This is a genomic window from Methylocaldum szegediense (assembly GCF_949769195.1).
GTDB lineage: Bacteria > Pseudomonadota > Gammaproteobacteria > Methylococcales > Methylococcaceae > Methylocaldum > Methylocaldum szegediense.
The window spans coordinates 44,837-68,158 of record NZ_OX458333.1 but is presented as its reverse complement, the minus strand read 5'-3'; the positions used below and the strand labels follow the sequence as shown (position 1 = coordinate 68,158).

Annotated in this window: 19 protein-coding genes; 13 read left to right on the top strand and 6 right to left on the bottom strand. The window is 56.8% G+C overall.

Annotation, left to right across the window (positions count from 1 at the left end; genetic code table 11):
- Positions 1-238: 238 nt before the first annotated feature.
- The 10 genes from nadA (at position 239) to pmbA (ending at position 12,169) form a co-directional block, all read left to right on the top strand.
- Positions 239-1,336: a quinolinate synthase NadA gene (gene nadA, locus QEN43_RS00350; protein ID WP_026608911.1), complete on the top strand. Its 1,098-nt coding sequence runs from the start codon at positions 239-241 to the stop codon at positions 1,334-1,336.
- Positions 1,337-1,572: 236 nt separating this feature from the next.
- Positions 1,573-2,040, top strand: a complete 468-nt coding sequence (rlmH, locus tag QEN43_RS00345; protein ID WP_026608910.1) for a 23S rRNA (pseudouridine(1915)-N(3))-methyltransferase RlmH — start codon at positions 1,573-1,575, stop codon at positions 2,038-2,040.
- A 1-nt stretch (position 2,041) separates the two neighbouring features.
- Positions 2,042-2,641 carry a Maf family protein gene (locus QEN43_RS00340; protein ID WP_026608909.1) on the top strand — a complete coding sequence of 200 codons (600 nt, stop codon included), beginning with the start codon at positions 2,042-2,044 and terminating at the stop codon, positions 2,639-2,641.
- 7 nt (positions 2,642-2,648) lie between these two features.
- Positions 2,649-4,103, top strand: coding sequence for a ribonuclease G (rng, locus tag QEN43_RS00335; RefSeq protein ID WP_317963600.1), 1,455 nt, complete (start codon positions 2,649-2,651; stop codon positions 4,101-4,103).
- A gap of 9 nt (positions 4,104-4,112) precedes the next feature.
- Positions 4,113-7,988, top strand: a complete 3,876-nt coding sequence (locus QEN43_RS00330) for a YhdP family protein (RefSeq protein ID WP_026608907.1) — start codon at positions 4,113-4,115, stop codon at positions 7,986-7,988.
- Positions 7,981-8,802, top strand: a complete 822-nt coding sequence (locus QEN43_RS00325) for a carbon-nitrogen hydrolase family protein (RefSeq protein WP_026608906.1) — start codon at positions 7,981-7,983, stop codon at positions 8,800-8,802. The genes QEN43_RS00330 and QEN43_RS00325 overlap by 8 nt, the downstream gene beginning before the upstream one ends.
- Before the next feature lie 55 nt (positions 8,803-8,857).
- Positions 8,858-10,303 carry a metalloprotease TldD gene (tldD, locus tag QEN43_RS00320; protein WP_026608905.1) on the top strand — a complete coding sequence of 482 codons (1,446 nt, stop codon included), beginning with the start codon at positions 8,858-8,860 and terminating at the stop codon, positions 10,301-10,303.
- Between the two features lie 34 nt (positions 10,304-10,337).
- The gene (locus tag QEN43_RS00315; RefSeq protein WP_026608904.1) at positions 10,338-10,535 is read left to right on the top strand and encodes a type II toxin-antitoxin system HicB family antitoxin; all 198 of its coding nucleotides are present in this window, start codon (positions 10,338-10,340) and stop codon (positions 10,533-10,535) included.
- A gap of 2 nt (positions 10,536-10,537) precedes the next feature.
- A complete protein-coding gene (locus QEN43_RS00310; RefSeq protein WP_026608903.1) occupies positions 10,538-10,750 on the top strand; it encodes a type II toxin-antitoxin system HicA family toxin in 213 nt (70 codons plus the stop codon).
- A 66-nt stretch (positions 10,751-10,816) separates the two neighbouring features.
- Positions 10,817-12,169 (top strand): metalloprotease PmbA, encoded by a 1,353-nt coding sequence (gene pmbA, locus QEN43_RS00305; RefSeq protein ID WP_026608902.1) that lies wholly within the window; start codon positions 10,817-10,819, stop codon positions 12,167-12,169.
- A gap of 69 nt (positions 12,170-12,238) precedes the next feature.
- Here the strand turns inward: pmbA and QEN43_RS00300 are convergent, their stop codons facing one another.
- The 5 genes from QEN43_RS00300 to QEN43_RS00280 all read right to left on the bottom strand — a co-directional run bounded on the left by QEN43_RS00300 (position 12,239) and on the right by QEN43_RS00280 (position 18,775).
- A complete protein-coding gene (locus QEN43_RS00300) occupies positions 12,239-13,432 on the bottom strand; it encodes a glycosyltransferase family 4 protein (RefSeq protein ID WP_317963599.1) in 1,194 nt (397 codons plus the stop codon).
- Positions 13,419-14,561 carry a glycosyltransferase gene (locus QEN43_RS00295; RefSeq protein WP_202901063.1) on the bottom strand — a complete coding sequence of 381 codons (1,143 nt, stop codon included), beginning with the start codon at positions 14,559-14,561 and terminating at the stop codon, positions 13,419-13,421. Before QEN43_RS00295 ends, QEN43_RS00300 begins: the two co-directional genes overlap by 14 nt.
- An 8-nt stretch (positions 14,562-14,569) precedes the next feature.
- Positions 14,570-15,697, bottom strand: a complete 1,128-nt coding sequence (locus tag QEN43_RS00290) for a glycosyltransferase (protein WP_202901062.1) — start codon at positions 15,695-15,697, stop codon at positions 14,570-14,572.
- The gene (locus QEN43_RS00285) at positions 15,669-16,940 is read right to left on the bottom strand and encodes a polysaccharide pyruvyl transferase family protein (RefSeq protein WP_317963598.1); all 1,272 of its coding nucleotides are present in this window, start codon (positions 16,938-16,940) and stop codon (positions 15,669-15,671) included. Before QEN43_RS00285 ends, QEN43_RS00290 begins: the two co-directional genes overlap by 29 nt.
- Positions 16,941-17,239: 299 nt before the next feature.
- Positions 17,240-18,775, bottom strand: a complete 1,536-nt coding sequence (locus QEN43_RS00280) for a lipid II flippase MurJ (protein WP_317963597.1) — start codon at positions 18,773-18,775, stop codon at positions 17,240-17,242.
- A 197-nt stretch (positions 18,776-18,972) separates the two neighbouring features.
- On the opposite strand from QEN43_RS00280, the gene QEN43_RS00275 reads away from it, so the two are divergent.
- The 3 genes from QEN43_RS00275 (at position 18,973) to QEN43_RS00265 (ending at position 21,600) form a co-directional block, all read left to right on the top strand.
- The gene (locus tag QEN43_RS00275) at positions 18,973-19,935 is read left to right on the top strand and encodes an ABC transporter substrate-binding protein (RefSeq protein WP_026608897.1); all 963 of its coding nucleotides are present in this window, start codon (positions 18,973-18,975) and stop codon (positions 19,933-19,935) included.
- Positions 19,936-20,082: 147 nt separating this feature from the next.
- Positions 20,083-20,898 carry a GlcG/HbpS family heme-binding protein gene (locus QEN43_RS00270; protein ID WP_317963596.1) on the top strand — a complete coding sequence of 272 codons (816 nt, stop codon included), beginning with the start codon at positions 20,083-20,085 and terminating at the stop codon, positions 20,896-20,898.
- A gap of 84 nt (positions 20,899-20,982) precedes the next feature.
- Positions 20,983-21,600, top strand: a complete 618-nt coding sequence (locus tag QEN43_RS00265) for a HEAT repeat domain-containing protein (RefSeq protein WP_162144243.1) — start codon at positions 20,983-20,985, stop codon at positions 21,598-21,600.
- 30 nt (positions 21,601-21,630) lie between these two features.
- Here QEN43_RS00265 and QEN43_RS00260 read toward each other — a convergent pair whose 3' ends face one another.
- Positions 21,631-23,307, bottom strand: a complete 1,677-nt coding sequence (locus QEN43_RS00260) for an ABC transporter ATP-binding protein (RefSeq protein ID WP_317963595.1) — start codon at positions 23,305-23,307, stop codon at positions 21,631-21,633.
- Between the last annotated feature and the right edge of the window lie 15 nt (positions 23,308-23,322).

Below are 23,322 nucleotides of genomic sequence, written 5' to 3'. Positions count from 1 at the left end.
TGCATATGTGCTGACCGTGAATCCCCGACTGGCTATGCTTTTCGACGATGGCTAGACGACTATTCGTTGTTGCTTTGGCAGACCCGAAATGCATTGCGATCCGACTCTCATATAGTTCACCGCAAGGTCGCGCCATCGTTTGGTTCGCCCTGACTATCACGCAAACTATTACACACTATTTTGCTGTGTTATTATCGGCTTTAACACCGCCTCATTACAGTCGTGTTACTGCCGAATCATGTCCACATCCGCTCTTGCCATACAGCAATTCGCCCTATTGGATGACGCCGAGTGTGAGGAAAGAATCATCGCCGCCAAGCGAAAGCTCGGCGATCGTTGCGTGATTCTGGGCCATCACTACCAGCGCGACGAAGTCTTCCGCCACGCCGATCTGACCGGCGATTCGCTCAAGCTGTCCCGCGAAGCCTCCAAATCCAGCGCCCAATACATCGTATTCTGTGGCGTACATTTCATGGCAGAGGTAGCGGACATCTTGTCGCGTCCCGAACAAGTCTCGATTCTGCCCGACCTCGCTGCAGGCTGTTCAATGGCCGACATGGCAAACCTGGCCGCGGTCGAACGGTGTTGGAGTGAACTCGGGCAAGTGTTCGATCCCGACGAGATCGTGACGCCGGTCACTTACATCAATTCGGCGGCCGATCTGAAAGCCTTCTGCGGACGACACAACGGCATCGTCTGCACCTCCAGCAACGCCCAAAAGATCCTCGAGTGGAGCTTCGGTCAGCGGCAAAAGGTGCTGTTCTTCCCCGATCAGCATCTCGGGCGTAATACCGGCTATCGCATGGGCATTCCGCTCGACGAAATGGTGACCTGGGATTTCACTAAGCCCATGGGCGGTCTAACCGAGGACGAAATCCGCCGGGCAAGAATCATCCTCTGGAAAGGCTTCTGCTCGGTGCATCAGATGTTCCGTCCCGAGCACATCGACCGCTTCTTGGAGCGCTACCCGGACACGCGCGTGATCGCCCATCCAGAATGCTGCTTCGAGGTCTGCCAGAAAGCCCATTGCATCGGCTCGACGGAATACATTCTGAAAACCGTGCGCGAAGCGGAGCCGAACACCCGCTGGCTGGTGGGTACGGAGCTCAACTTGGTTAACCGCCTGGCCGAGGAACTCAGGCCGCAGGGCAAAGATGTTTATTTCATGTCCCCTACCGTGTGCATGTGCTCGACGATGTTCCGGACCGACCCGCAGCATCTGCTCTGGGTGCTCGAAAATCTGGTGGAAGGACATGTCGTCAACCGCATCAAGGTGCCGGAGAGCGACGCGCGCTGGGCGAAACTGGCGCTCAACAAGATGCTGCAACTGGCGTGATTGGTCACGCACCGAAGATGAATCGGTGAGAATCAGGAGACGATCTTCGACTCGGCTTGGAATAGCCCTCGTTCGCAACCGATACGATTTATGCTGGTCCCGCCCAATCCGGACTTCCGGGGACGGGACCATACAGCGCGGTCTCACCTCGTTCGGCACCACCCACGGCGCATTCACAGCAGTCAGCCAATGCGGTCGCTTGCCTTATAATCGGCTTTTTTGCGACGCGCTGTGCTATGCGGATTCATTTGGTGGCGGTCGGTAACCGAATGCCGGCTTGGGTGACTGACGCTTATTCCGAATACGCTAAACGCCTCCCTAGGGAGTGCGAACTGGTGTTGAAGGAAATCGCTCCCGGAAAGCGAGGGAAGACCGTCAATATCGCCCGGGTGACCGAGGATGAAGGGGATCGAATGCTGGCGGCGTTGCCGCGCGACGTGTATGTCGTCGCACTCGATGTGGCTGGAAAGGAATGGAGTACGCCTGAGCTGGCCGAAGCCCTGGCACGCTGGCTCGAAAGTGGACGCGACGTGGCGCTTCTGGTGGGGGGGCCGGATGGGCTTTCGCCGGCCTGCTTGAAACGAGCGAATCAACGATGGAGCTTGTCGAAATTGACGTTTCCTCACCCGATCGTTCGCATCATCCTGGCCGAACAAATCTATCGAGCCTGGAGCATCCTGCAGCATCACCCTTACCATCGCTAGCATGTACACCGAAAGTCCACAGATCATCTTGGCGTCCGCATCGCCCCGCCGTCGTGAACTGCTGGATCAACTCGGCATCAGCTATGACGTGGCGCCAGCGGAGATTCAAGAGCAACCGCACCCGGAAGAGTCGCCCGAAGCCTACGTCCAACGTGTGGCGGCGGAAAAATCGCTGGAAACCTGGCGCAATAGCGGCGGCAGACTTCCAGTGCTGGCGGCTGATACCGCGGTCGTATTGGACGGAATCATCCTGGGTAAGCCGCAAGATTTCGAGCACGCTTTGCACATGCTCTCACGGCTGGCCGGTCGGGAACATCAGGTCTTGAGCGCCGTTTCGCTGCGACAAGGAGACGCGCATTGGGAAGCCCTGAACGTGAGCTGTGTAACGTTTCGCCCGATAAGCCGAAAAGAAATCGAAGCCTACTGGGCAACCGGCGAACCCCGCGACAAAGCCGGCGCCTACGCCATACAGGGCAAAGGTGCGATCTTCGTCCGGCATCTTTCCGGCAGCTATTCCGGGGTCATGGGCCTCCCGCTTTTCGAGACGGCGGAGCTTTTGAAACGGGTCGGTATCTCGGTCCTGAACATCCCTTTTCCTTAGCCGACGCATGAGCGACGAAATACTCATCAACGTCACGCTGCGGGAAACCCGCGTCGCCTTCGTCGAAAACGGCGTCTTGCAAGAGGTCATGATCGAGCGGACCCGCAACCGCGGGCTGGTCGGCAACATCTACAAAGGCAAGATCTGCCGGGTACTGCCGGGCATGCAAGCGGTTTTCGTCGACATTGGGCTGGAACGCGCGGCATTTCTACATATTTCAGATTTAGGCGCGGTCGATCGCGAAAAGGCACCGACCGACCAGATCGAGCTGATTTTTCACGACGGACAAGAACTGGTCGTACAAGTCGTAAAAGACCCCATTGGCGCCAAGGGGGCACGGCTCACCACCGAAATCGCGATTCCGTCGGTGTACCAGGTCTACATGCCCTATAGCCGTACCTGCGGCGTATCGCAGCGCATCGAGTGTGAAAAGGAGAGGATGCGGCTGCGCAACGTGATCGAAACTTTTCAGAGAGAACACGCGACGGGCGGGTTCATCGCGCGCACCGCCGCGGAGGGCGTCGAAGAGTCCGCACTCCGCAACGACATGCTGTTCCTGCTCAAGCTGTGGAACTCCATCGCGCAACGCATCAAGACGGTCAAGCCGAAAACCCTGCTGCACGAGGACTTGCCGCTCAGCATGCGGGTTCTGCGCGATCTGCACCGGGCCAGAGTGGAAAAGATTCGGGTTGACTCGCGTGAAACCTACGGTCGCCTGCTCAAATTCGCCAAGGAATTCGTCCCTGAACTAGCCCCCCTCATCGAACACTATTCCGGCGAACGGCCTTTGTTCGATCTCTACAGTGTAGAAGATGAAATCCAGAAGGCTCTGGAGCGAAGGGTCATGCTCAAGTCCGGTGGACATCTGGTGTTCGACCAGACCGAGGCGATGACGACCATAGACGTCAACACAGGTGCCTTCGTCGGCGGGCGGAGCCTCGAAGAGACTATCTTCAAGACCAACCTGGAGGCGGCACAGGCCATCGCACGGCAGCTGCGGCTACGCAACATCGGCGGGATCATCATCATCGATTTCATCGACATGCGGGACGAGGAACACAAGCAGCAGGTCCTGCACGCACTGGAAAAAAGCCTGGAAAAAGACCATGCCAAGAACACCATCAGCGAGGTGTCTTCGCTCGGGCTAGTGGAGATGACGCGCAAGCGCACTCGAGAAAGCCTGGCACATATCCTGTGCGAACCCTGCCCCGCATGCGGTGGTCGGGGTGTGCTGAAAACCCCGGAGACGGTCTGCTTGGAGATTTTCCGGGAAGTCATTCGCGAAGTGCGTCAATATAATGTTCAGGAACTCCTCGTGCTGGCATCCAACGAAGTCGTCGAGCGCCTGCTAGACGAGGAGGCCGACACTTTGTCGGAACTGGAGACGTTCCTAGGGGTTCGCATCAAGTTCCGTGCGGAAGCGCAGTACACCCAGGAGCAATACGATGTCGTCCTGCTTTAGTGCGTACTCTTGAAAAGCCTTCTCCGTTTCATCCGTCGGACGGCGCTTTATCTTTGCCTTTGCCTCATCATTCCGTTGGCACTGACGGTTACCGCCCTGCGCTTTTGGGTATTTCCCAAGGCATCGGACTATCGCCATAGCCTGGAAACACAAATCGGTTCCCTGATTGGCGAAACTCTCCGAATCGAGGGTCTGTCCGCCCGCTTGCGAGGATTCCATCCCGTATTGTCGGTCGACGGCTTCCACATCCTCGACGCGCTGGGCCAATCGGCAATAAGCTTCGCAACCGTCCGTCTCGACCTTGATCCGCTACGCACCTTGTTGACCGGCCAGCCCAGCTTCGACCGGTTCGAGATCGTCGGCGCGAAACTGTCGATAAGACGCGAGCAAGACGGCACACTTGGTATCGCGGGGCTGCAAGTGCACGATCAGCCGCCGGCCTGGCTCATAGCCGATGGCCGCTTCGAGCTGCTGGACTGTGAGCTGGAGTGGCAGGATTTGCAGCGGAACCTTCCTCCTTTACCTCTCGGAAAGGCAAACATCCGACTCGTCAACGACAACGGAAAACACCGGCTCGGCGCTGATATCGCCTTGCCAGCAAGCCTCGGCCAATCCTTTCGGCTCGTCCTGGTTGCGGAAGGCAATCTCTTCCACGCCAAGGAATGGTCCGGAACGCTTTACCTCGAAGCCAAGCGCGTGGACATGGCTCGAATCGCCGATGTCCTGCCGGCATCGGACTTCGCCATCAAGTCCGGCCTGGCAAACTTCGAGCTCTGGGGACACTGGGCTGGTAGACTGGACTCGGCGGCGGGCAAAATCGAGCTGGCGAGACCGGTCTTCGCGCTGCAAGGGCGTGCCGAAACCGAGAGCCAGTTGGCCATGGCCTCCCTGGACGGCCGGTTCCGATGGCAGCGGGATAACGAGGGTTGGCGCCTGGACATCGACCGTTTCAGGCCGGCATTGACCGACGCCTGGCCCGAAACCCAGGTGGCGCTCGCTCTCTCCCGGCGCGCCGACGGAACAGTCTCCACCATACGTGCCGCGGCGTCGTATCTGGATTTGAACGACGTCGACACGGTCTTACACATGTTCCCGCTACTCGACGAAAAAACGGGAGCAATTCTGAAAAAACTTCAGCCGCGCGGCACCCTGCGGAATGTCCGTTTTTACTTCGCACCCGATGGCCCGCTCGGCGAGCGCCTGGCCCTGTGTGGAACGTTCGATAGCTTTGGTTCTAATGCCTGGGAATCGCTTCCGGGCGTTTCTGGCCTGAGCGGAACGCTGTGCGGTACCGATGGAGTTGGCCGGATTTCGGTGTCCACTGAAAACGGAACGATCCAGCCGGCCACAATGGGGCTGAAAAGTCCGATCCAACTCACCAAGGCAGCAGCCGATCTGTCTTGGCAGCAAGCCGACACCGATTGGTCGATTTCGTCACGCTCGTTTTCACTCGAGAACGCCGATTTCACCGCGCACGGACGATTTAGCATCGTCCTGCCTAAAAAGGCGGATTCCTCGCCTTTTGTCGATCTTCGCGTACGACTCGGCGAGACGCCGATTGCCGCCATCAAACATTACCTGCCGTTCGCAATCGCTCCCGAAACCTCGCGCCAGCTGGAAACGGCGCTCATCGGCGGACAGGTCCGCAGTGTCGATCTTCTGTTCCACGGCGCTGTCGCCGATTTCCCGTTTCATCGGAACGAAGGCGTATTCCAGGCGTCGATCGATGCGCAAGACCTCACATTCCGCTTTCATCCGGATTGGCCGCCGCTAACCCAAACGAATGCCGCCGTGCGCTTCTACGGCCCAGGTCTGGAGCTCGCCTTGACCAAAGGCCGCATCGGTCAGGGCGAGATCGTGGAGGCGCATGCCGAAGCCAACGATCTGCAGCATTCACCCTGGCTTAAACTGAGCGGAAACGTCCGAGCCACGGTGCCTGCTATCCTGGATTTCCTCGCTCAAACGCCTCTCCGCGAAATTCCCGCCGGACTCGGCAAATTCGTGACCACGGCCGGCAATACGGATATTTCACTGAATTTAGCCGTTCCGCTGAATCGGGAGCTAGGCAAGATCGAAATCGACGGTCAAGTCGAATTCAAAGACGCCACGTTTGATGTAGAGAACATTGGGGTGGAGCTGCAACACATCAATGGCCCCCTACATTTCACACAGAGCGGTTTGAGCGCCGACGCCATTCGCGCCTCGGTGTTCAATCACCCCGCCTTCATCCGCGTCTCGCAGGAAAGGGCATCAACCGAAGTTGAAATCAAAGGCCTCGTTGGCGTACCGGATCTTCGGGAACGAGTCCCGGGAAATTTCTGGCGTTTCGCGCGCGGCTCCACCGATTACCGGTTCGGTCTTCGGATCCCGAACTCGCTCGATGGCGAAAGCGATTCACTGGCGTTATCGCTGTCCTCCACGATGACGGGCGTAGCCTTGGACCTGCCGGCACCGCTCGGAAAGCGCGAAAAAGCAAAGAAAAACCTCTACATCGAAACCTCGCTTAGCGCCGGAAGCAAGATTCCGGTTCAGCTCTATTATGGACACAACGTCACCGCCAAACTCAGGTTTTCGGAGGCGGATGCCGGCTTCGTCCTGGAAGGCGGCAGCGTGGGTATCGGGAGATTGCTACCTGCTATGACCCAGGAACCCGGACTGGCGATCGCCGCCCAATTGGATGAACTCGACGCCGCCGAGTGGCGACGCTTGCTGCTCGACATCCCGGACCACCGGTCCCCTGCTCCGCTTCTACGAAAACTGGACCTGAACATCAGAACACTGTATTGGAGCGGCGACCCTCTGGGTTCCCTGACCCTGGACATGACGCGCGAAAACCAGGACTGGCGGGGCTACATCGACAGTGCTTACGGCAGAGGAAGCTTCAACGCTACGGCCGATTCAATAGCTTTCGACTTGGAATACCTTAAGCTCCCCAGACTGAAAGCCGTCAAAGCCGAGCCGGGGAGTGGAGAAACCATCGATCCGTCCGCGGTGCCGAATCTCGAGCTCAATGCGAAGCGGCTGATCTGGCAGAACACCGATCTGGGACCGTTCGGCTTTCGAACCGAACGTCGGGCCCACGGCATGATCATCAAAACCTTATCCGGCGGAACCAAGAACCATCGCTTCGACATTGAAGGCAGCTGGACCCGATCGGCAGATCAGACCGTGTCCACTCGTTTCGAAGGGAAACTCCACACCGAAAATCTCGGCGAGCTATTGAGCACGGTCGGTTATGCCGGGGAAGTCAGGGATACCGCTTCGGATATCGACTTTGCCTTGTCCTGGCCGGGCGGGCCGCAGCAGTTCGCGCGCGAGAGCGTTACCGGCGAGATTCGGATGAAACTTGGCAAGGGAGCGATTCTTAAGGTCGAACCGGGGCTGGGCCGGGTGCTTGGTATGCTAAACTTGAGCACCCTGTGGCGCAGACTGTCCTTTGATTTCAGCGATCTATTCGGCGAGGGCTTGGCCTACGACAGCGTCACGGGAACCTTTAGGCTAGGCGGGGGTCAAGCTGTGACGAAAGGCTTTCTGATCGACGCGGTTCCCGCCAAAATCGTCATCGACGGACGTGCCGGACTGGTGGCGAGAGATTTGGATCAAATCGTCACTGTCATTCCCCGCACCAGCGTTGCGCTACCCATCGCAGGCGCTTTGGCCGGCGGGCCTGCGGTCGGTGCCGCCGTGCTTTTGGCGCAACAACTGGTCGGCGAGGAAGTGGACAGCATCACTGCAACCCAGTATGCCGTCAAGGGCAGTTGGGATGAACCGGAAATCACCAAGATCAGCCGCAGCTTGCCGCTCGACCTCCTCGACCGCGCCTGGAACGGCATGAAAGATTTATCGGGTTTTGGCAACGAAACGGAGACAAACACGAATGAGTAAAACGGTTCTCGCCGCGATCCAAATGGCATCCAGCCCCAACGTCAGCGGCAATCTGATTGAAGCGGGACGGTTAATCGAGAAAGCCGCGTCCCAGGGTGCCACCCTGATCGTGCTGCCGGAAAATTTCGCCATCATGGGTAAATCCGAAACCGACAAACTAAGCGTTGCCGAAACGGACGGTTCCGGACCTATTCAGGATTTTCTGGCCAGGACGGCAGAACGGCTAAAAGTCTGGCTGGTTGGCGGCACCATGCCGATCCGCGCCAATCACGGCAAGGTCTACGCTGCCTGCCTCGTGTACAACGACAAGGGCGAGCGGGTAGGCCGCTACGACAAGATTCATCTGTTCGATGTCAGCGTGCCGGGCACCGATGAGCAGTATCACGAGTCCAATACAATAGATCCCGGTCATGAAGCGCTGGTTCTGGACACGCCATTCGGCCGGCTGGGGTTGTCGATTTGCTACGACCTCCGCTTCCCCGAACTATTCCGGCAGATGGCGGACAGCGGTATGGATATACTCGCCGTCCCGTCGGCTTTTACCGCGCAGACCGGCGCCGCTCACTGGGAGATTCTCGTGCGTGCGCGGTCGGTCGAAAACCTGTGCTATACGATCGCCGCCAATCAGGGCGGTTTTCACGTCAGCGGCCGCGAAACCTTCGGCCACAGTATGATAGTGGACCCTTGGGGCCAGGTAGTCGCCTGTCTTCCCCAAGGCGCAGGAGTGGTCACTGCGGAGTTCGATCGCGACCGCTTGCAGAAAGTCCGGACAGCGTTTCCGGCGCTGACGCACCGTAAACTGCGTTGCCGCTGAAAGCTCCAACAAAATAGGTTAGCGCTCACCACCAGTTCAACTCCAAACGCATATTATGAATCACGATCCCCTCATCATCGCCCGGCAAACCCTGTTGGAGCCGGCAGGTCTCATGAACAGCGACATCGATCGCATCATGGGGCAGCTTCTGAGCGCGTCGGTGGATGCCGCCGACGTTTATCTTCAATCCACCAGATTCGAGTCTTGGGTGCTGGAAGACGGCATCGTCAAGGAAGGCAGCCATAGCATCGAACAGGGAGCCGGAGTGCGCGCTGTTTCCGGTGAAAAGACCGGTTTCGCCTATAGCGACGAAATCACGCTCCCCACCCTACTCGAAGCCGCCAAGAACGCGCGGACCATCGCACGAGAGGGAGCGCAAGGCAAACGGGAAATTGCCGGAATCCTTCGTCCACCACAGCTCTATCGGCCGATCGACCCGCTCCAGTCGCTGCCCGAGGAAGAAAAGATCGCCCTCCTGAAACGTCTGGACGAGGAATGCCGGAGGCTCGATCCACGCGTCGAGCAGGTCATAGTGAACCTGGCCGGCAGTCACGAGGTCGTTCTGGTCATAGGACAGGACGGTGCACTCCACGGCGACGTGCGTCCCTTGGTGCGGCTTAACGTCACCGTGATCGTCCAGGAGAACGGACGCCGTGAGCAAGGCAGTGCCGGCGGCGGGGGCCGCACCGATTACCGCTATTTCCTGAAAGAAGACCGGGCGATCGAATATGCCCGGGAAGCGGTGCGTCAGGCCCTGGTGAATCTGGAAGCGGTCGAGGCTCCGGCAGGAACCATGACCGTCGTTCTGGGCCCCGGCTGGCCGGGCGTGTTGCTGCACGAAGCGGTAGGCCACGGACTGGAAGGCGATTTCAACCGTAAGGGCACCTCGGCCTTCGCCGGACGTATCGGCGAACGCGTGGCCTCGCCGCTCTGCACCGTGGTCGACGATGGCACCCTGCCCGGCCGGCGCGGTTCGCTCACCATCGACGACGAAGGCACGCCAACGGAATGCACGGTTTTGATTGAAAACGGCATCCTCAAAGGCTACATGCAAGACAAGCTCAACGCCCGACTCATGGGCGTATCGCCCACCGGCAACGGCCGCCGCGAATCGTATGCCCACCTGCCCATGCCCCGCATGACCAACACCTATATGCTGGCAGGACCGCACGATCCGCAAGAAATCATCGCTTCGGTGAAAAAAGGGCTGTTCGCCAAGAATTTCGGTGGCGGCCAGGTGGACATCACCTCGGGCAAATTCGTGTTCTCCGCCAGCGAAGCCTATTTGATCGAAGATGGGAAGATCACCCGACCGGTCAAGGGTGCAACCTTGATCGGCAACGGCCCCGATGTGCTGACGCGTGTCAGCATGGTCGGCAACGATTTGCAGCTCGACACCGGTGTCGGAACCTGCGGAAAAGACGGCCAAAGCGTGCCCGTGGGCGTCGGCCAGCCGACATTGCGGGTGGATGGGCTGACCGTGGGCGGGACGCGGGTTTAAAAAACGATTTGAACCTACCAGAAGGTCGCTCGAAATGAAATACACCGTGGTTTTTCACCGTACCGAAGAAGGTATCAGCGTTTCGGTACCCGGACTTCCGGGGTGCTGGTCCGAGGGCGATACGGAGGAAGAGGCGCTGACGAACATTCAAGATGCTATTCGTGAGTACCTGGCCGCGGTGGCCGAAATGAACCGCGACCGGGAAACGCATGAAATCGATGTCGCGGTTTAAGCATGCCCAAAATTCCAGGCATCAACCACCTGGAAGCCGTACGCGCTCTCGAAAACGCAGGGTTTCGGGTGATCCGGCAGGGTAAGCACATTGTCATGAGCAATGGAGAGCGAATCCTCACTCTCCCGCGTCACAATCCAATCAAGGCTGTAACGATGGGTGGAATCGTCAAGGATGCTGGTCTTACAGTGGATCAATTTCTAAGACTGCTTTGAACACCTAGACCGCGCCATGCCCGTCCCAGATATCCAAACGATTTAACGAACAGTAAGGAGCCCTCCGTGCAGAAACCCTCGACTTTCGCACGTGAACAAGAACAACTCGAACAATTGAAATCCCTGGTATCCGATTGTCTGGCCGAGGCCCGGCGGCAAGGCGCTACCGCAGCGGAGGCCGGCGTCAGCCTGGAACACGGCCTTTCCGTCACCGCCAGGATGGGAGAAGTGGAAACCGTCGAACATCATCGCAGCCGGGGACTCGGCGTTACGGTCTACGTAGGCCGGCGTAAGGGCTCGGCCAGCACGACGGATCTCAGTCCCGAGGCGATGCGGGAAACCGTGGAGGCCGCCTGCCGGATCGCTCAGTACGCAGCGGAGGACGAATACGCGGGCTTGCCCGACCCGGATACCCTGGCCACCGAATTTCCCGAACTGGACATCTATCATCCCTGGGATTTGGATGCGGAAACCGCCATCCGCCTAGCCATAAACTGCGAGAACGCCGCACGTGGGTTTCATCCCGAAATCGTAAATTCCGAAGGCGCGAGCCTTAACACCTTCCAGGGCTTGCGCGTTCTCGGTAACACGCTGGGATTTCTGCACGGCTATGCGTCCAGCCGCCATAGCCTGAGCTGTTCGGTCGTCGGCCAGCGGGGCGACAGCATGCAGCGGGACGACTGGTGGACCGTGGCACGCGATGCTAAAGAACTGGAAGCGGCCGAGGCGGTGGGGCGAAAAGCCGCCGAGCGCACCGTAAGACGGCTCGGAGCCCGTTCGCTGAGCACGCGGCAATGCCCGGTAATCTTCGCGGCGGATATCGCGTCCAGTCTGCTCGGCCATTTCATCGGCGCCATCCGCGGCGGCAATCTCTACCGGAAATCATCCTTCTTGCTCGACCATTTGGGCAAACCCGTATTTCCGGCCTTCGTCCAGATCCGCGAGGAACCGCATCTCAAGAAAGCCCTGGGCAGCGCGCCCTACGACGGCGAGGGCGTTCGTACCATACCCCACTACATCATCAAGGACGGCATACTCGAATCCTATGTGCTGAGCACCTATTCGGCCCGCAAGCTCGGCATGAAATCCACCGGTAACGCCGGCGGCGTGCACAATCTCGTCATCGAACCCGGCGAGCTCGACCTGGACGGCTTGCTGAAACGCATGAACACGGGACTACTGGTCACCGAACTGATGGGTCAAGGCGTCAACCTGGTCACCGGAGATTATTCACGCGGTGCATCCGGATTCTGGGTGGAGAACGGCGAAATCCAGTTTCCCGTGGAAGAAATCACCATCGCGGGCAACCTGAAGGATATGTTCATGAGTCTGCAGGCGATCGGAAACGACGTCGACCTTCGGGGCAATACCCGGACCGGGTCGATTCTGATCGACAAAATGACGGTCGCGGGGAATTGAAAACCAGCTGCTAGTGGACGACCAGCCGGTGCTGGCGTCCAAGGCAGCATATTTGTCCCTGGCCGAGGTCTACCCTTCCAATCGCGGACCTCCGTCCAATAAGCCTCGATAGACCGCCAGCGTCTGTGCAATCACGTGTTCCACGGAAAATCCGGCCTGCGCGATTTTCCGTCCGCTTGTTCCCATCCTCTCGCGGAGAGGCTTGCTGACTATCAGCTTGCGCATTGCCCCGGCGAGCGCCACGGGATTTCGGATAGGCACCAGGAAACCGTTCTCTCCATGACGGACAATTTCCCGGCATCCCGGAATTTCCGTGGCAATGATGGCTCGCCCCGAAGCAGCGGCTTCAATGAGTACTTTGGGAATACCTTCTCCATAGGATGTAGGCAAACAAACGATATGCGCCTGCTTAAACACCGCAGGCATATCATCCCGCCGGCCCCACCACTCGACCAAACCGTTCTTTTCCCATGCCTCGAGTTGCTCAACGGATACTGAAGACGGATTTTCTCCGTCGGGACTTCCTACCAGCACGAAGCGTGCACGTACACCCTCGGCTTTCAACAATTCAGCCGCCGCCACAAATTCGCCCACTCCTTTCGCCCACAACATGCGCGCGGCCATGACTACCAGCGGCGGCCCATCAGGCTCGGCAGTTGGCAGAAAAACCTTCATATCGACTCCCGCGCCGGGGATCCGAGTAATCCTTTCGGGAACTAGCCCTAGCCCAAGCATTTCCCGAAGATCGTTAGGATTTTCCACAATCACGTGGCCCCGGTTCAAAACCCATCGCAACAGCCATTTCACCACCGGACGAAGCAATCGCGCCTTAACGCTGTCGGAGGTGAACAGCCAGCCGCGACCGGCTATGTAATTCACTACGGCGCGTGGACGGGTGAACAAAGCGGCGATAGTACCGTACACGATGGGCTTCATGGCAATGTGCTTCACCAGGTCAGGCCGAATCTCCCGATAAATCCGGATCAGTTCAGCAATCACCTTGAGTTCCGCAATCGGATTGCGCCCGCGGCGCGAGAGTTCCAGCGGAACGACATGGACTCCCCGCGCCTCGATGATCGACCGATGCTGCCGTACCCGCGTTACCACATAGACCTCATAGCCCGCCTCGCGGGCAGCTGTCATGTGGGGCAACCAATGGGAACAGACGAACCAGTCTTCGGTTACGAAAAATAGAAGTTTCTTGTTCAGATCGATTCCCCAACGATTGGTGTTATTGCCACGCACGGCATTAATGTCGGACATGGCACCGCAACCCGCGCTCCCGCGCCACCTCATCATACAAAGCCGCATACTCGCGTGAGACGGCATCCAAGGAAAACCGCTCCGCCACCCGCTGCCGCGCCGCCATACCCAAGGTTAGGCGACCTGCATCTCCCATATCGATCAAATTGATTAGAGCACCCGCAAGCGCTTCCGGGTTTTTGGGAGGAACAACGCGGCCGGTGTCGCCCACCAGCCAGCCTGCATCACCCACATCGGTAACCGCGCACGGAACGCCGGAGGCCATGGCCTCGCCGATCGCGTTGGGGAAACCCTCACCGTGGGAAGAGGCCAATGCGACCACGTCCAGGCCCGGTACCAAATCCTGTATGTCTCCACGCTCACCCAATAGATGAACCCGATCTTCGAGACCGGTTTCAGAAATCATGCGCGTCAGCATCGCATTAGTCCTCTCCATACCGGTCCCAACCATAAGGAAATGAGCTTCCCGCTTCGAATCCAGCACTTGTCGAGCTGCCGCTAGAAAATTTTGTGGATCCTTCATGGGATGGCAGCGCGCGACCAAACCGATGACCAAGCCGCTTTCCGGAATTCCCAACAACGCTCGCAACCGTTTCTTCGCCTCAGCACTCGGCTGGAACTGGGCCAAATCAAAACCGTTGGGAATGACAATCCGGCGACCGGGTTCGTACCCTAGACGCTCATGCTGTTCGGCACTGCGCTTGGAGTTGTATACGATAGCTGCGGTCGTTCGCGATAACGGCGCGCCGAACCGGATCACGGCTTGAGTGATAGGCTTCTCCGCGTTCAAATTGTCCAGAGAATGACGGATGTTCCACACGACCGGAACACCCGACCCCATCGTTGTCAGCGATGCGGCCACATTGGCATGGTACATCCAAGACTGTACCAGCGTCGGTTGATGGCGACGGAACAGCCGCGTCAACCTCAGCAAGCGCCAAGGTGTGTACTTTCGAAGCTCTAATACGTCGAGAGGAATTCCTAAGCTCCGGATGTGCACTCCTTGAGTGCCCTCATCAAGCAGCGAAACAACCCGTAAATCAAAGAATTTCTGATCTAACGCCCCGAGTAGTTTGCACAGCATCCTTTCTGCCCCTCCGGTACCGAGACCGGTGATAACGTGACTCACATGTAATTTCATTGGAGCAGATATTTCAGGTATTGATCGCAAATGGTATCCACCGAGAAGTCGCTTGCGCGTACGCTGGCGGCTTCCCGATTCATCGGTGTTTTCAGGGCGTGCAACATGGCGCTGGCCAACGCATCGGGATCCCCTGGGGGCACCAACAGGCCGAATTCACCGCCATTCAGGATCTCCCGCGGACCGCTAGGGCAATCGGTACTCACCACCGGGCAACCGCAATACATCGCTTCGATGAGAACGGTCGGCAAGCCTTCCCAGGCCGAAGACAGCACGAACAGGGAAGCGCGAGCCATGTAGGCGTAAGGATTGTCCACGAAACCAGGTAGGGCTACATTCGATTCTAAATTTAAATGCTTAACCAAAGTCTCCAGGTTCGCCCGCTCTTCCCCTTCACCCAAGATCAACAAACGCGCCTGTATCGTAGAACTCAATCGGGCAAACGCTTCGATGAGATTGCGAAAGTCCTTCTGCACCGTCAAACGTCCAACAGCTAATATCACCGGCGGCATCCCAGGCGCAAACCACGGATGATCCAGCGGCTCTTCAGCGAGATCCCTGACATTTTCGGTAATCACCGGATTATAGATAACCTCGATACGCCTACCAGGAAGGCTAGCAACTTCAGCAAGATCCTGCGCCGCGCCTCGAGAAACGACGATAACCCGGTCTGCCCACGGGTAAAACCAAGGGAGTATTTTGAACAGCAGCCGTTGCCGAAGATTGATTGAATTCTGGTTCGCCAGGGAAACGGTATTGTGGACGCTGATCGCTATTTTGGTTTCAACGCGCGCAAGGCGCTTTGCCCACAACGCCAATACATTGGCATGATCCAAAGCTGACAACAGCGAGTAGGGGCGCTCGCGTTTTAAATACCGAATCAATTTCGGCAGACACGCGATAACACGCCTCGCGCCCAGATCCACCAGGCGGACCTCCGGCCGAACCAGGTCGCGGTACGGTCCTTCCGCTTTCGCCAAAACCAGATCGACCCCCAAACCTCGTTTGACGAAACCGTTGGCCAAATTAACCATCACTCGCTCGGCACCGCCACCGGCTAAAGACGGCAGGAACAGACAAAGTCGGCGGCCGGTTTTAGACGGCGAGGACATCGGCGACGACACGATCCAACTCCTCGCGGAAGGCAGCAACTTTTTCCCGGATACATTCTCGCCTCGATACCCAATCGGTTTCCTCAAGGACCGCCAGAGCGTTCTGCCAGGAAAAATCCGCCATTTCCATGCAGAGGTCACTCATACCGAGCATGTTCATAATTCCGGTTGCCTTGGGCCCGAAATACGACACCGCAAGCGCTGGCGTACCTGCCACCAAAGCCAGAACCACAGAATGGAAGCGAGTGCCGATCAGAAGCTCCGCCTCCCCATACAAGGCCGCGAGTTCTTCGGGCGAGAAGTCCTCATCGATGAATACGACTGGCAAGTCTTTCAATCTCTCCGCTAATTGCCGGGTGGGCTCAATATCACATTCAATGGGAATGGGCCCCAGCGTATGAGCAACCAAGGCGATACGCTCAGTGTGACCTCTCTCAAGGATTCGCCGGACCAGAACCTCCATTTCCCGGATAAAGCGGGCGGTCTGCTCCTCTAGGCCTGTTCGAGTGGGCCATTTACGAACTGTAACAACCCAAAATCGATTCGACGCCAAGCGGTGTCGTTCCAGGAGAATCCGAAGCCGCTGGGTGAGATTCGCTCCCATATAGAAGGCGATGTCCGGCGCTATCCTCAGTCTGGACGAGTCGGCGCCAAGACTGGCGAGAACGTCCCGGGAAATTGGTTCACGAACAATAACGGCTTTCGCATGGGATATCGTCCAGTTCATCGCCCGCTTCGCGAGTTTCCCTTGAAATGGTCCGAACGACTGTCCGAGCAGCACATAGGGAACCCTGTATCGCCAGGCCAAAACCAGCGGAAAAAGGTGGCGGTACAGGTTGAACCACTCGATCGGATGGTTTCGGCGGCAATGAAAAATATGTCCGCCCTTGCTAATCACGAGATGGGCGTTTCTGATCAAGGAGTAGGCATCGTCATTCCAATCCGAATATCCCAAAATCAATCGTAATAAGGAAAACGGTTGCCTGATGATCCATAGGAACATTCCCATAGCCTTTCCGCCCCATTTCACGCGCCTGTACGGTACGACGGGCGAAAATGCAATTTTGACGTTGGGAAAACGTTGCAATATATGACGATACGCTGTCGACGCCGGCTCACTTCCCGTAGGTAAGCTAGACACCAAGCTTAGGGTCGCCGACGGCCAGTGTCTCTGGACCAGCTCTAGAATTGCCATGACGATGGCACAATCGCCTTTGTTATCGTCGTGCCAGCCATGAATCAAGGTTATACGCATTGATTTATCGTTCATTTTCCACAATATCGGACTTCGTTCGGACAGTTACTCGACGATGTTCGTGTGATCTCAACCTCAAGTCACAGAGGGTCGGAAACCCAATGTCACACTGCAACGCTGTCGCGAACGGTTCTCGTTTAAGGGTTAAGGACTAAATAAGACGATCGACAGGGAAACAGTTCCATTCCGTTACGGCTGTCTCCCTTTTCGGACGAGATGAAACAATGCGATGCCGAAGCTGTAGCCGATCTCAAGTGACTGGAAATTGGTCTAAATATAGAGCTCACCGAAAATCTTCGTCAGCAAGCACGCTTCGGTTTCCATCGGAAGAGCGAACGGTGAACAAGCTCGCGAATCAGAGCACCGTCTTCCCAATGAAACAACGAGGCGCCGAGTATCGTAATGCCTAGTATCGTTATGCTCTGCGGTAACAACAGCCAATAGGAATTCGCTAAGCCCCCTATCCAATACCCTGGAATCATCGCAAGTATCCCTAATGACATGACGATAAAAGCCCATCTCAGATGGCGAAAGATGCTGATCTGTATACCCAAGGCGATGATGCCGTGCAAAGACGATAACAACATTCCCCAATAACTCAGAGAAGTCGCTAGGGCAATCCCTTTTATTCCCATATTGTGTCCGACAACGAAATACAGACAAAAGACTACAAACAACATCAAACCTGCCAATAACCTTCGGACGATTAGGCGTAATTTCCGTTCGACGCGGAACACCTGCTCCAAAGGACTGATTAGAGCCAGAGGCACCATCGCTAAACTGAAATACGCCACCGCTTCGCCAACCGTTTCGGTATCCGTCCGCGAAAACAGCCCCCTTTCGAGTACCAATCCCACGAAATCCTGGCCGAAGAAAAACAGAATGATACTGATCGGAATAGTCACAGTGATCGTTACGGAGATCAGATTATCGAGGTTTTCCCGAATTTTCTCCGGGTTGCTTCGGTTTTCCGCATAAACCGTGATGAAAGCCCCTCCAACATTCATCAACACCGAAGGCAATCTAACCAAAGTCCAAGCATACGCTATAGCTCCGACAGCACCTTCATGCAGCAGGGATACGAATTGCTTTTGCACGAGTTCGTAAACATAGAATATTCCCGATAAAACCCATAGCCCCGGCAACAACGGAAGTAGAGCTTTCACTTCACTGCCGAATGGATTCCCCCAGGGTCTAAAAACCCGTAGGGACGGGAGAAACAGAAATAAAAACGATACGCTTATCCCCAAGCTATAGGACCAAAGGAGAACGCGAGGCGCCTTAGTAAAGAAAATCACGCAAAACAGAATTACAAGCGAGATGATGAATTCGCTCTGATAGAACAGCGAGAAATTTCTTCTAGCTCGATGCAAAGCCCCGAGAAACCTTACCGGGATGTATAGAAAAAGCAAGGGTAACAGCCACGGAATGGCCTCCTTAAGTAAAGTTTCCCTTTCGTCAGTAAATCCAAAGGCCAGTCGCGTCCAAATATCCCAAGAAGCATAAACAGATAGGGCCAATATCACGGAAAACAGTAGGCAAAGCGAAAACAAACCGCCGGCCAGGGCTTGAAATCTTGCTTGATTCCCAGACCGATCGTATTGCACGAGTTCCGGTACGGCAAGAATATCGATAATGCCAGACCAGCTCAAAACCAATACTCCTAGAAGCCCGGTAGCCATGTAAAACACATCTAGCTCCGCCGACAGACCTATGGCTGAAGCGATGAAAATGTGTTTGACCAGAGACGCTAGCCGATCCAGACCTTTCCAGAATACCGAAGACCATACGGCACCCAGCAGCGTTTCTGCTTTCGGATTCTTGCCTATGTTCATTTAAAAGTTTCGGTCGCCACGTATTTGCGAATACCACCGGTAAAGAAAACTAAGTCGATACTCATGCGCTGGCGAACCCACTCGCGAAAAACGCATCATTTAAATCGACCCGAACGGCAAAAGCAAGGCGAGAAAGGGTCGCCCGCACCGGGGACAACCGCTAAGATACCGAATTTTCGGACGCTTACGGACAAACCATGAAATCAGTTATCGGCCTTTTTGTTCTTCTGATCCTAATCGGTCCAGCTCAGGCTGCCCCCTCCGGCTCGACTATCCGTATCGGCATGCTCGCGTTCGGCACGCTTAACTGGGAGCTCGCCGTTATCCAGGAGGAAGGACTCGATAAAGCTCAGGGAATCGCCGTAGAAACCATGCCGCTCGCCAGCTCCGAAGCGGGAAAAATCGCTCTGCAGGGCGGAAGCGTCGACCTGATTGTGTCCGACTGGATCTGGGTGGCCAATCAGCGCGGGCAAAACGCGGATGTTACTTTCCTGCCCTACTCCACTAGCCATGGGGCACTGGTCGTGCCGGCGGACTCCCCTATCCGCAATATCGGCGATCTCAAGGGCAAGCGGTTGGGTATAGCGGGCGGCGGGCTGGACAAGAACTGGCTGCTGCTGCGCGCTCTGGCTCAAAAGGAGTATGGACTGGATCTCGAGCGATCGGCCGAAAAGGTTTTCGGCGCGCCGCCCCTGCTCAATCAGCAGTTACAGCAGGGCAAGCTGGATGCTGTCCTGAATTACTGGAATTTTGCCGCCAAACTGGAAGCTCAGGGCTATCGCCGTATCATCGATGGGCGCGGCATACTGCAAGGTTTGGGCATTGAGGACGATGTGCCGAGTCTCGGTTATGTGTTTCGGGAAGACTGGGCCAAATCTCACGAAGACGCACTTTCAGCTTTTCTGAAAGCCTCGGATACAGCCAAGAAATCGATCTGCGAGTCGGATGCCGTTTGGCGCAAGATCGTCCCGCTGACACAGGAAACCGATGAGCGAATACAGAATCATTTGCGGCATCATTACTGTGACGGAAGAATCAAGAATTGGGGGGAAACCGAAAAGAAAGCAGCCGCCGAAATCTACGAACTATTGCATCGATACGGCGGGGAGCGGCTGACGGGAAAGTCCGGAATATTACCTGACGGGGTGTTCTGGCATTGACCGACTGGATTCAGCCAGAAAAACTGGCACTTTAAATCATTGGATTCCTCAAGAAATTCGCGCTTCAGGGAAGCATTTCTGGATCTTTTCAAATTTCAATTTGACAACCTAGCGCCTTTCGTACATTTGTAAACACGCCGTAACCTCATGAGGTTCGGCTTACGGGGATCGATCATCTACGTTCCAGAAACTGTAAAAAAGGATCAAACTATGACCAGAGTCAACCGTCTTCTTTCAAAAGCAATCCTCGCGAGCGCAGTACTGGGCTTAGGAAGTGGAACCGCTTTCGCGGCCTGCAAAGACGTCAACTATGACCAGTTATCCTCAGTTGGTAGAAGCATAGTGCCGGGAAATGGCGCTGCGGGCGGAACACCTAATGGCGGTCTCGACTTTCCGATGTGGGTAACGGTAGTTGACGAAAACAGCAAGATTTGGCATGTCGTCAACACCTTTGGCAACGGCGCTAACACCGGTTCCACTTGGCTGTTGAGCCGCGTTATCTCCGCCCAAAAAGCCAACACGGCCAATGGGCTTAGCACCGACAACTTCGCGATTTCAACCGCGATGTTGTACAGCGAAGTCAATCCAGGCGGGAGCCTCTATGGCCTGCAACACAGCAATCCGGTCGATGCTACCCGGGCCTATGGCGGTAGTCCGAACGCCTTCGGCACCAAGAATGATCCGCTGAAAAACAAGCGCATCGGCGGGGTAAATGTTTTCGGCGGCGGCCTTGCCCTGTATAAGGATGGCAAAAAGGTTGGGGCTATCGGCGTATCGGGAGACACATCCTGCACAGACCATATCGTGGCATGGAATATACGTGCGGCCTTGAACCTCGGAGGCACTCCGAATCCGGATACTTTGAACGTGGAAGATACGCCGACTCCGGGAAACTTCTCGCATCCGCCCTGCCTCAATCTGATCGAGCACGAGTCGATTACGCACGTTGGCGGTCTTGAATGATTCTTCATTTCGAAACTTCAAGGGGCCTTTTAGGCCCCTTTTTTCATTATGGCGCGGAAATCAAATCGGAGTACCTATATTGTCTTGCTCATCATCTTACTGCTCGGCACCGCCACATACTGGGTAACCGACACCTCCGTTGTTTCAACTGACGTCGTCGACATCGGCGATCGCAAGAAACCCGTCACTCCCCCCGTAGACCTTCGCATGCTGGCCGAGCAGTTCGGCAGTTCGCCAGTTTTGACGCCGGAGCAAATCGAAGAAGACAAGCAGATCGATGACGAACAGGTGGCGACTGCAGGCGAGTGGCTTCGAAGCATCGATGTACAGGAACGCATCGACGGGGCTGAGCAATTGGCCGCTTATCCAACGGCAGAAGCAGAAAAACTCTTGGTCGAAGCCTTGATCACCGATATCGATCCGGAAGTGCGGAGCACGGCGGCACAAAGCCTTTCCGCATTCGAAAGTCCCACGGATGAGACCATTGCCGCGTTACTCGCTGCCGTCGAGGATGAAAACGAAGAGGTGCGCCTAAGCGCGCTGGACACGCTGGAAAGTATCGCCACCGCCGAAGAAACCGGCTCGCGCCGATATAAGAAGATTCTCGCGGGGCTCAAAAAGGCCGCGAAATCCAAACGAGTACCATCCGAAACGCGGGAAGAGATCCGCGATTTTCTGCTCGATCAAGCATCCGATCGCTGATTTGCCTCCGCGGCCGGATCCCAGATCTTGTCAAAACTCCCTGTGCTTCGACAGTCTCAGTTTAGGCACTGCATGCAGTAATCGGCGGGTATAGGCATGGGTCGGCTCGAATAGCACTCGGCGCGTCGTTCCCATTTCGACGATCTTGCCCCGGTGCATGACCGCCACCCGGTCAGCGAGTTCGGCCACGACCGCCAGGTCATGGGTGATGAACAGATAGCTGAGACCTCGACGGTCGCGCAGATCCTTTAATAACTTCAGGATTTGCGCTTGAACCGACACGTCCAAGGCGCTGGTCGGTTCGTCACACACGATCAGTTTGGGATCGACAGCCAGAGCCCGCGCGATACAAATGCGCTGCCGCTGTCCACCAGAAAATTCGTGCGGATAACGTAATCGCGCCTCTCTCGGCAAGCCGACGTTCTGAAGCAAATCCTCCACACGCTCGCGGCGCTCGGTTTCACTCATCGACGGATGCAGAGCCCGCAATCCCTCCTCCACAATATCGCCCACGATCATGCGCGGGTTCATCGAAGAGTACGGATCCTGAAATACGATTTGCATTTCGGCGTAACGTTTCCGCCTTTCCTCGCCGCGAAGCCCGGTGATATCGGTGCCGTCGAAACGAATTCGCCCGCCGGTAGGTTCGATCAGGTTGAGAATTCCCTTGCCTAGAGTCGTCTTGCCGCATCCCGACTCGCCTACTAGGGCCAAAGTCTCGCCCTGCGCCACCGAAAGCGATACGCCGTCCACCGCCCGGACATAGTCCACAGTCCGCTGAAAGATGCCGCGCTTGATCGGGTAATAAACCTTGAAGTCCTCGACCACCAGCAGCGGATCCGAATGATGCGTTTCCGGCCGGGCCAGGCAAGCATCCAAGCGGGGCATGGCCGTGAACAGCTCGCGGCTGTAAGGGTGCTCCGGATGTTCCAGAAATCCTTCGCGAGCGCTTTGTTCGACGATCTTGCCGGCACGCATAACCGCCACGCGGTCGGCCAGCTCTGCGACGATGCCGAGATCGTGGGTGATCAACCAGAGCGCCATACCGGTTTCACGCTTCAAACGCGCGAGCAGCTCGAGGATTTGCGCCTGAATCGTCACGTCCAAAGCGGTGGTCGGCTCGTCGGCGATCAGGAGCTCAGGCTCGCCGGCTAAGGCGATGGCGATCATGACGCGTTGCCGCATGCCGCCGGAAAGCTGATGTGGGTATTCGTCCAGGTGCCGCTCGGGGTTCGGCAGCCCCACGTTATCCAGAAGTTCCAGAGCGCGTTTCCTCGCCGCCTGGCCTTGCAGACCGCGCTGCAGCCGCAGGACCTCGCCGATCTGCCGTCCGACCGTCATCACCGGGTTCAGCGAACTCATCGGGTCCTGAAAGATGATGCCGACCCTTAGCCCGCGGATGGCTCCCATGGCGTACTCCGGTAGACCGAACAAATCAGTGTTCCCGAGCATCACCCGGCCTTTCAAAATTCGCGCGTTGTGGGGCAATAATCTCAACACTGACAACGCGGTGACCGATTTTCCAGAGCCCGACTCGCCGACCAGCGCGAACGTCTCGCCTTTGTCGATATGAAACGATACCCCGCTGACGGCGGGCACCAACTCCGCCCCCTGCCGGAAACTCACGTGGAGATCGGATACGGACAAAAGCGCATTAGCGGCCCGCTGCTCCGCGCCGGGTTCCAATCGCTCAGAGACAACGCTCACTATTCATGCTCCAAA

What these genes read in the sequence shown, in the direction of transcription:
- QEN43_RS00340 (WP_026608909.1), top strand. Translation starts at nt 2,042, where the DNA reads ATGTACACCGAAAGTCCACAGATCATCTTGGCGTCCGCATCGCCCCGC.
- nadA (WP_026608911.1), top strand. Translation starts at nt 239, where the DNA reads ATGTCCACATCCGCTCTTGCCATACAGCAATTCGCCCTATTGGATGAC.
- QEN43_RS00275 (WP_026608897.1), top strand. Translation starts at nt 18,973, where the DNA reads ATGAAATCAGTTATCGGCCTTTTTGTTCTTCTGATCCTAATCGGTCCA.
- QEN43_RS00300 (WP_317963599.1), bottom strand. Translation starts at nt 13,432, where the DNA reads ATGTCCGACATTAATGCCGTGCGTGGCAATAACACCAATCGTTGGGGA.
- QEN43_RS00315 (WP_026608904.1), top strand. Translation starts at nt 10,338, where the DNA reads ATGAAATACACCGTGGTTTTTCACCGTACCGAAGAAGGTATCAGCGTT.
- tldD (WP_026608905.1), top strand. Translation starts at nt 8,858, where the DNA reads ATGAATCACGATCCCCTCATCATCGCCCGGCAAACCCTGTTGGAGCCG.
- QEN43_RS00280 (WP_317963597.1), bottom strand. Translation starts at nt 18,775, where the DNA reads ATGAACATAGGCAAGAATCCGAAAGCAGAAACGCTGCTGGGTGCCGTA.
- QEN43_RS00310 (WP_026608903.1), top strand. Translation starts at nt 10,538, where the DNA reads ATGCCCAAAATTCCAGGCATCAACCACCTGGAAGCCGTACGCGCTCTC.
- rlmH (WP_026608910.1), top strand. Translation starts at nt 1,573, where the DNA reads ATGCGGATTCATTTGGTGGCGGTCGGTAACCGAATGCCGGCTTGGGTG.
- QEN43_RS00270 (WP_317963596.1), top strand. Translation starts at nt 20,083, where the DNA reads ATGAGGTTCGGCTTACGGGGATCGATCATCTACGTTCCAGAAACTGTA.
- rng (WP_317963600.1), top strand. Translation starts at nt 2,649, where the DNA reads ATGAGCGACGAAATACTCATCAACGTCACGCTGCGGGAAACCCGCGTC.
- QEN43_RS00285 (WP_317963598.1), bottom strand. Translation starts at nt 16,940, where the DNA reads ATGCGTATAACCTTGATTCATGGCTGGCACGACGATAACAAAGGCGAT.
- QEN43_RS00325 (WP_026608906.1), top strand. Translation starts at nt 7,981, where the DNA reads ATGAGTAAAACGGTTCTCGCCGCGATCCAAATGGCATCCAGCCCCAAC.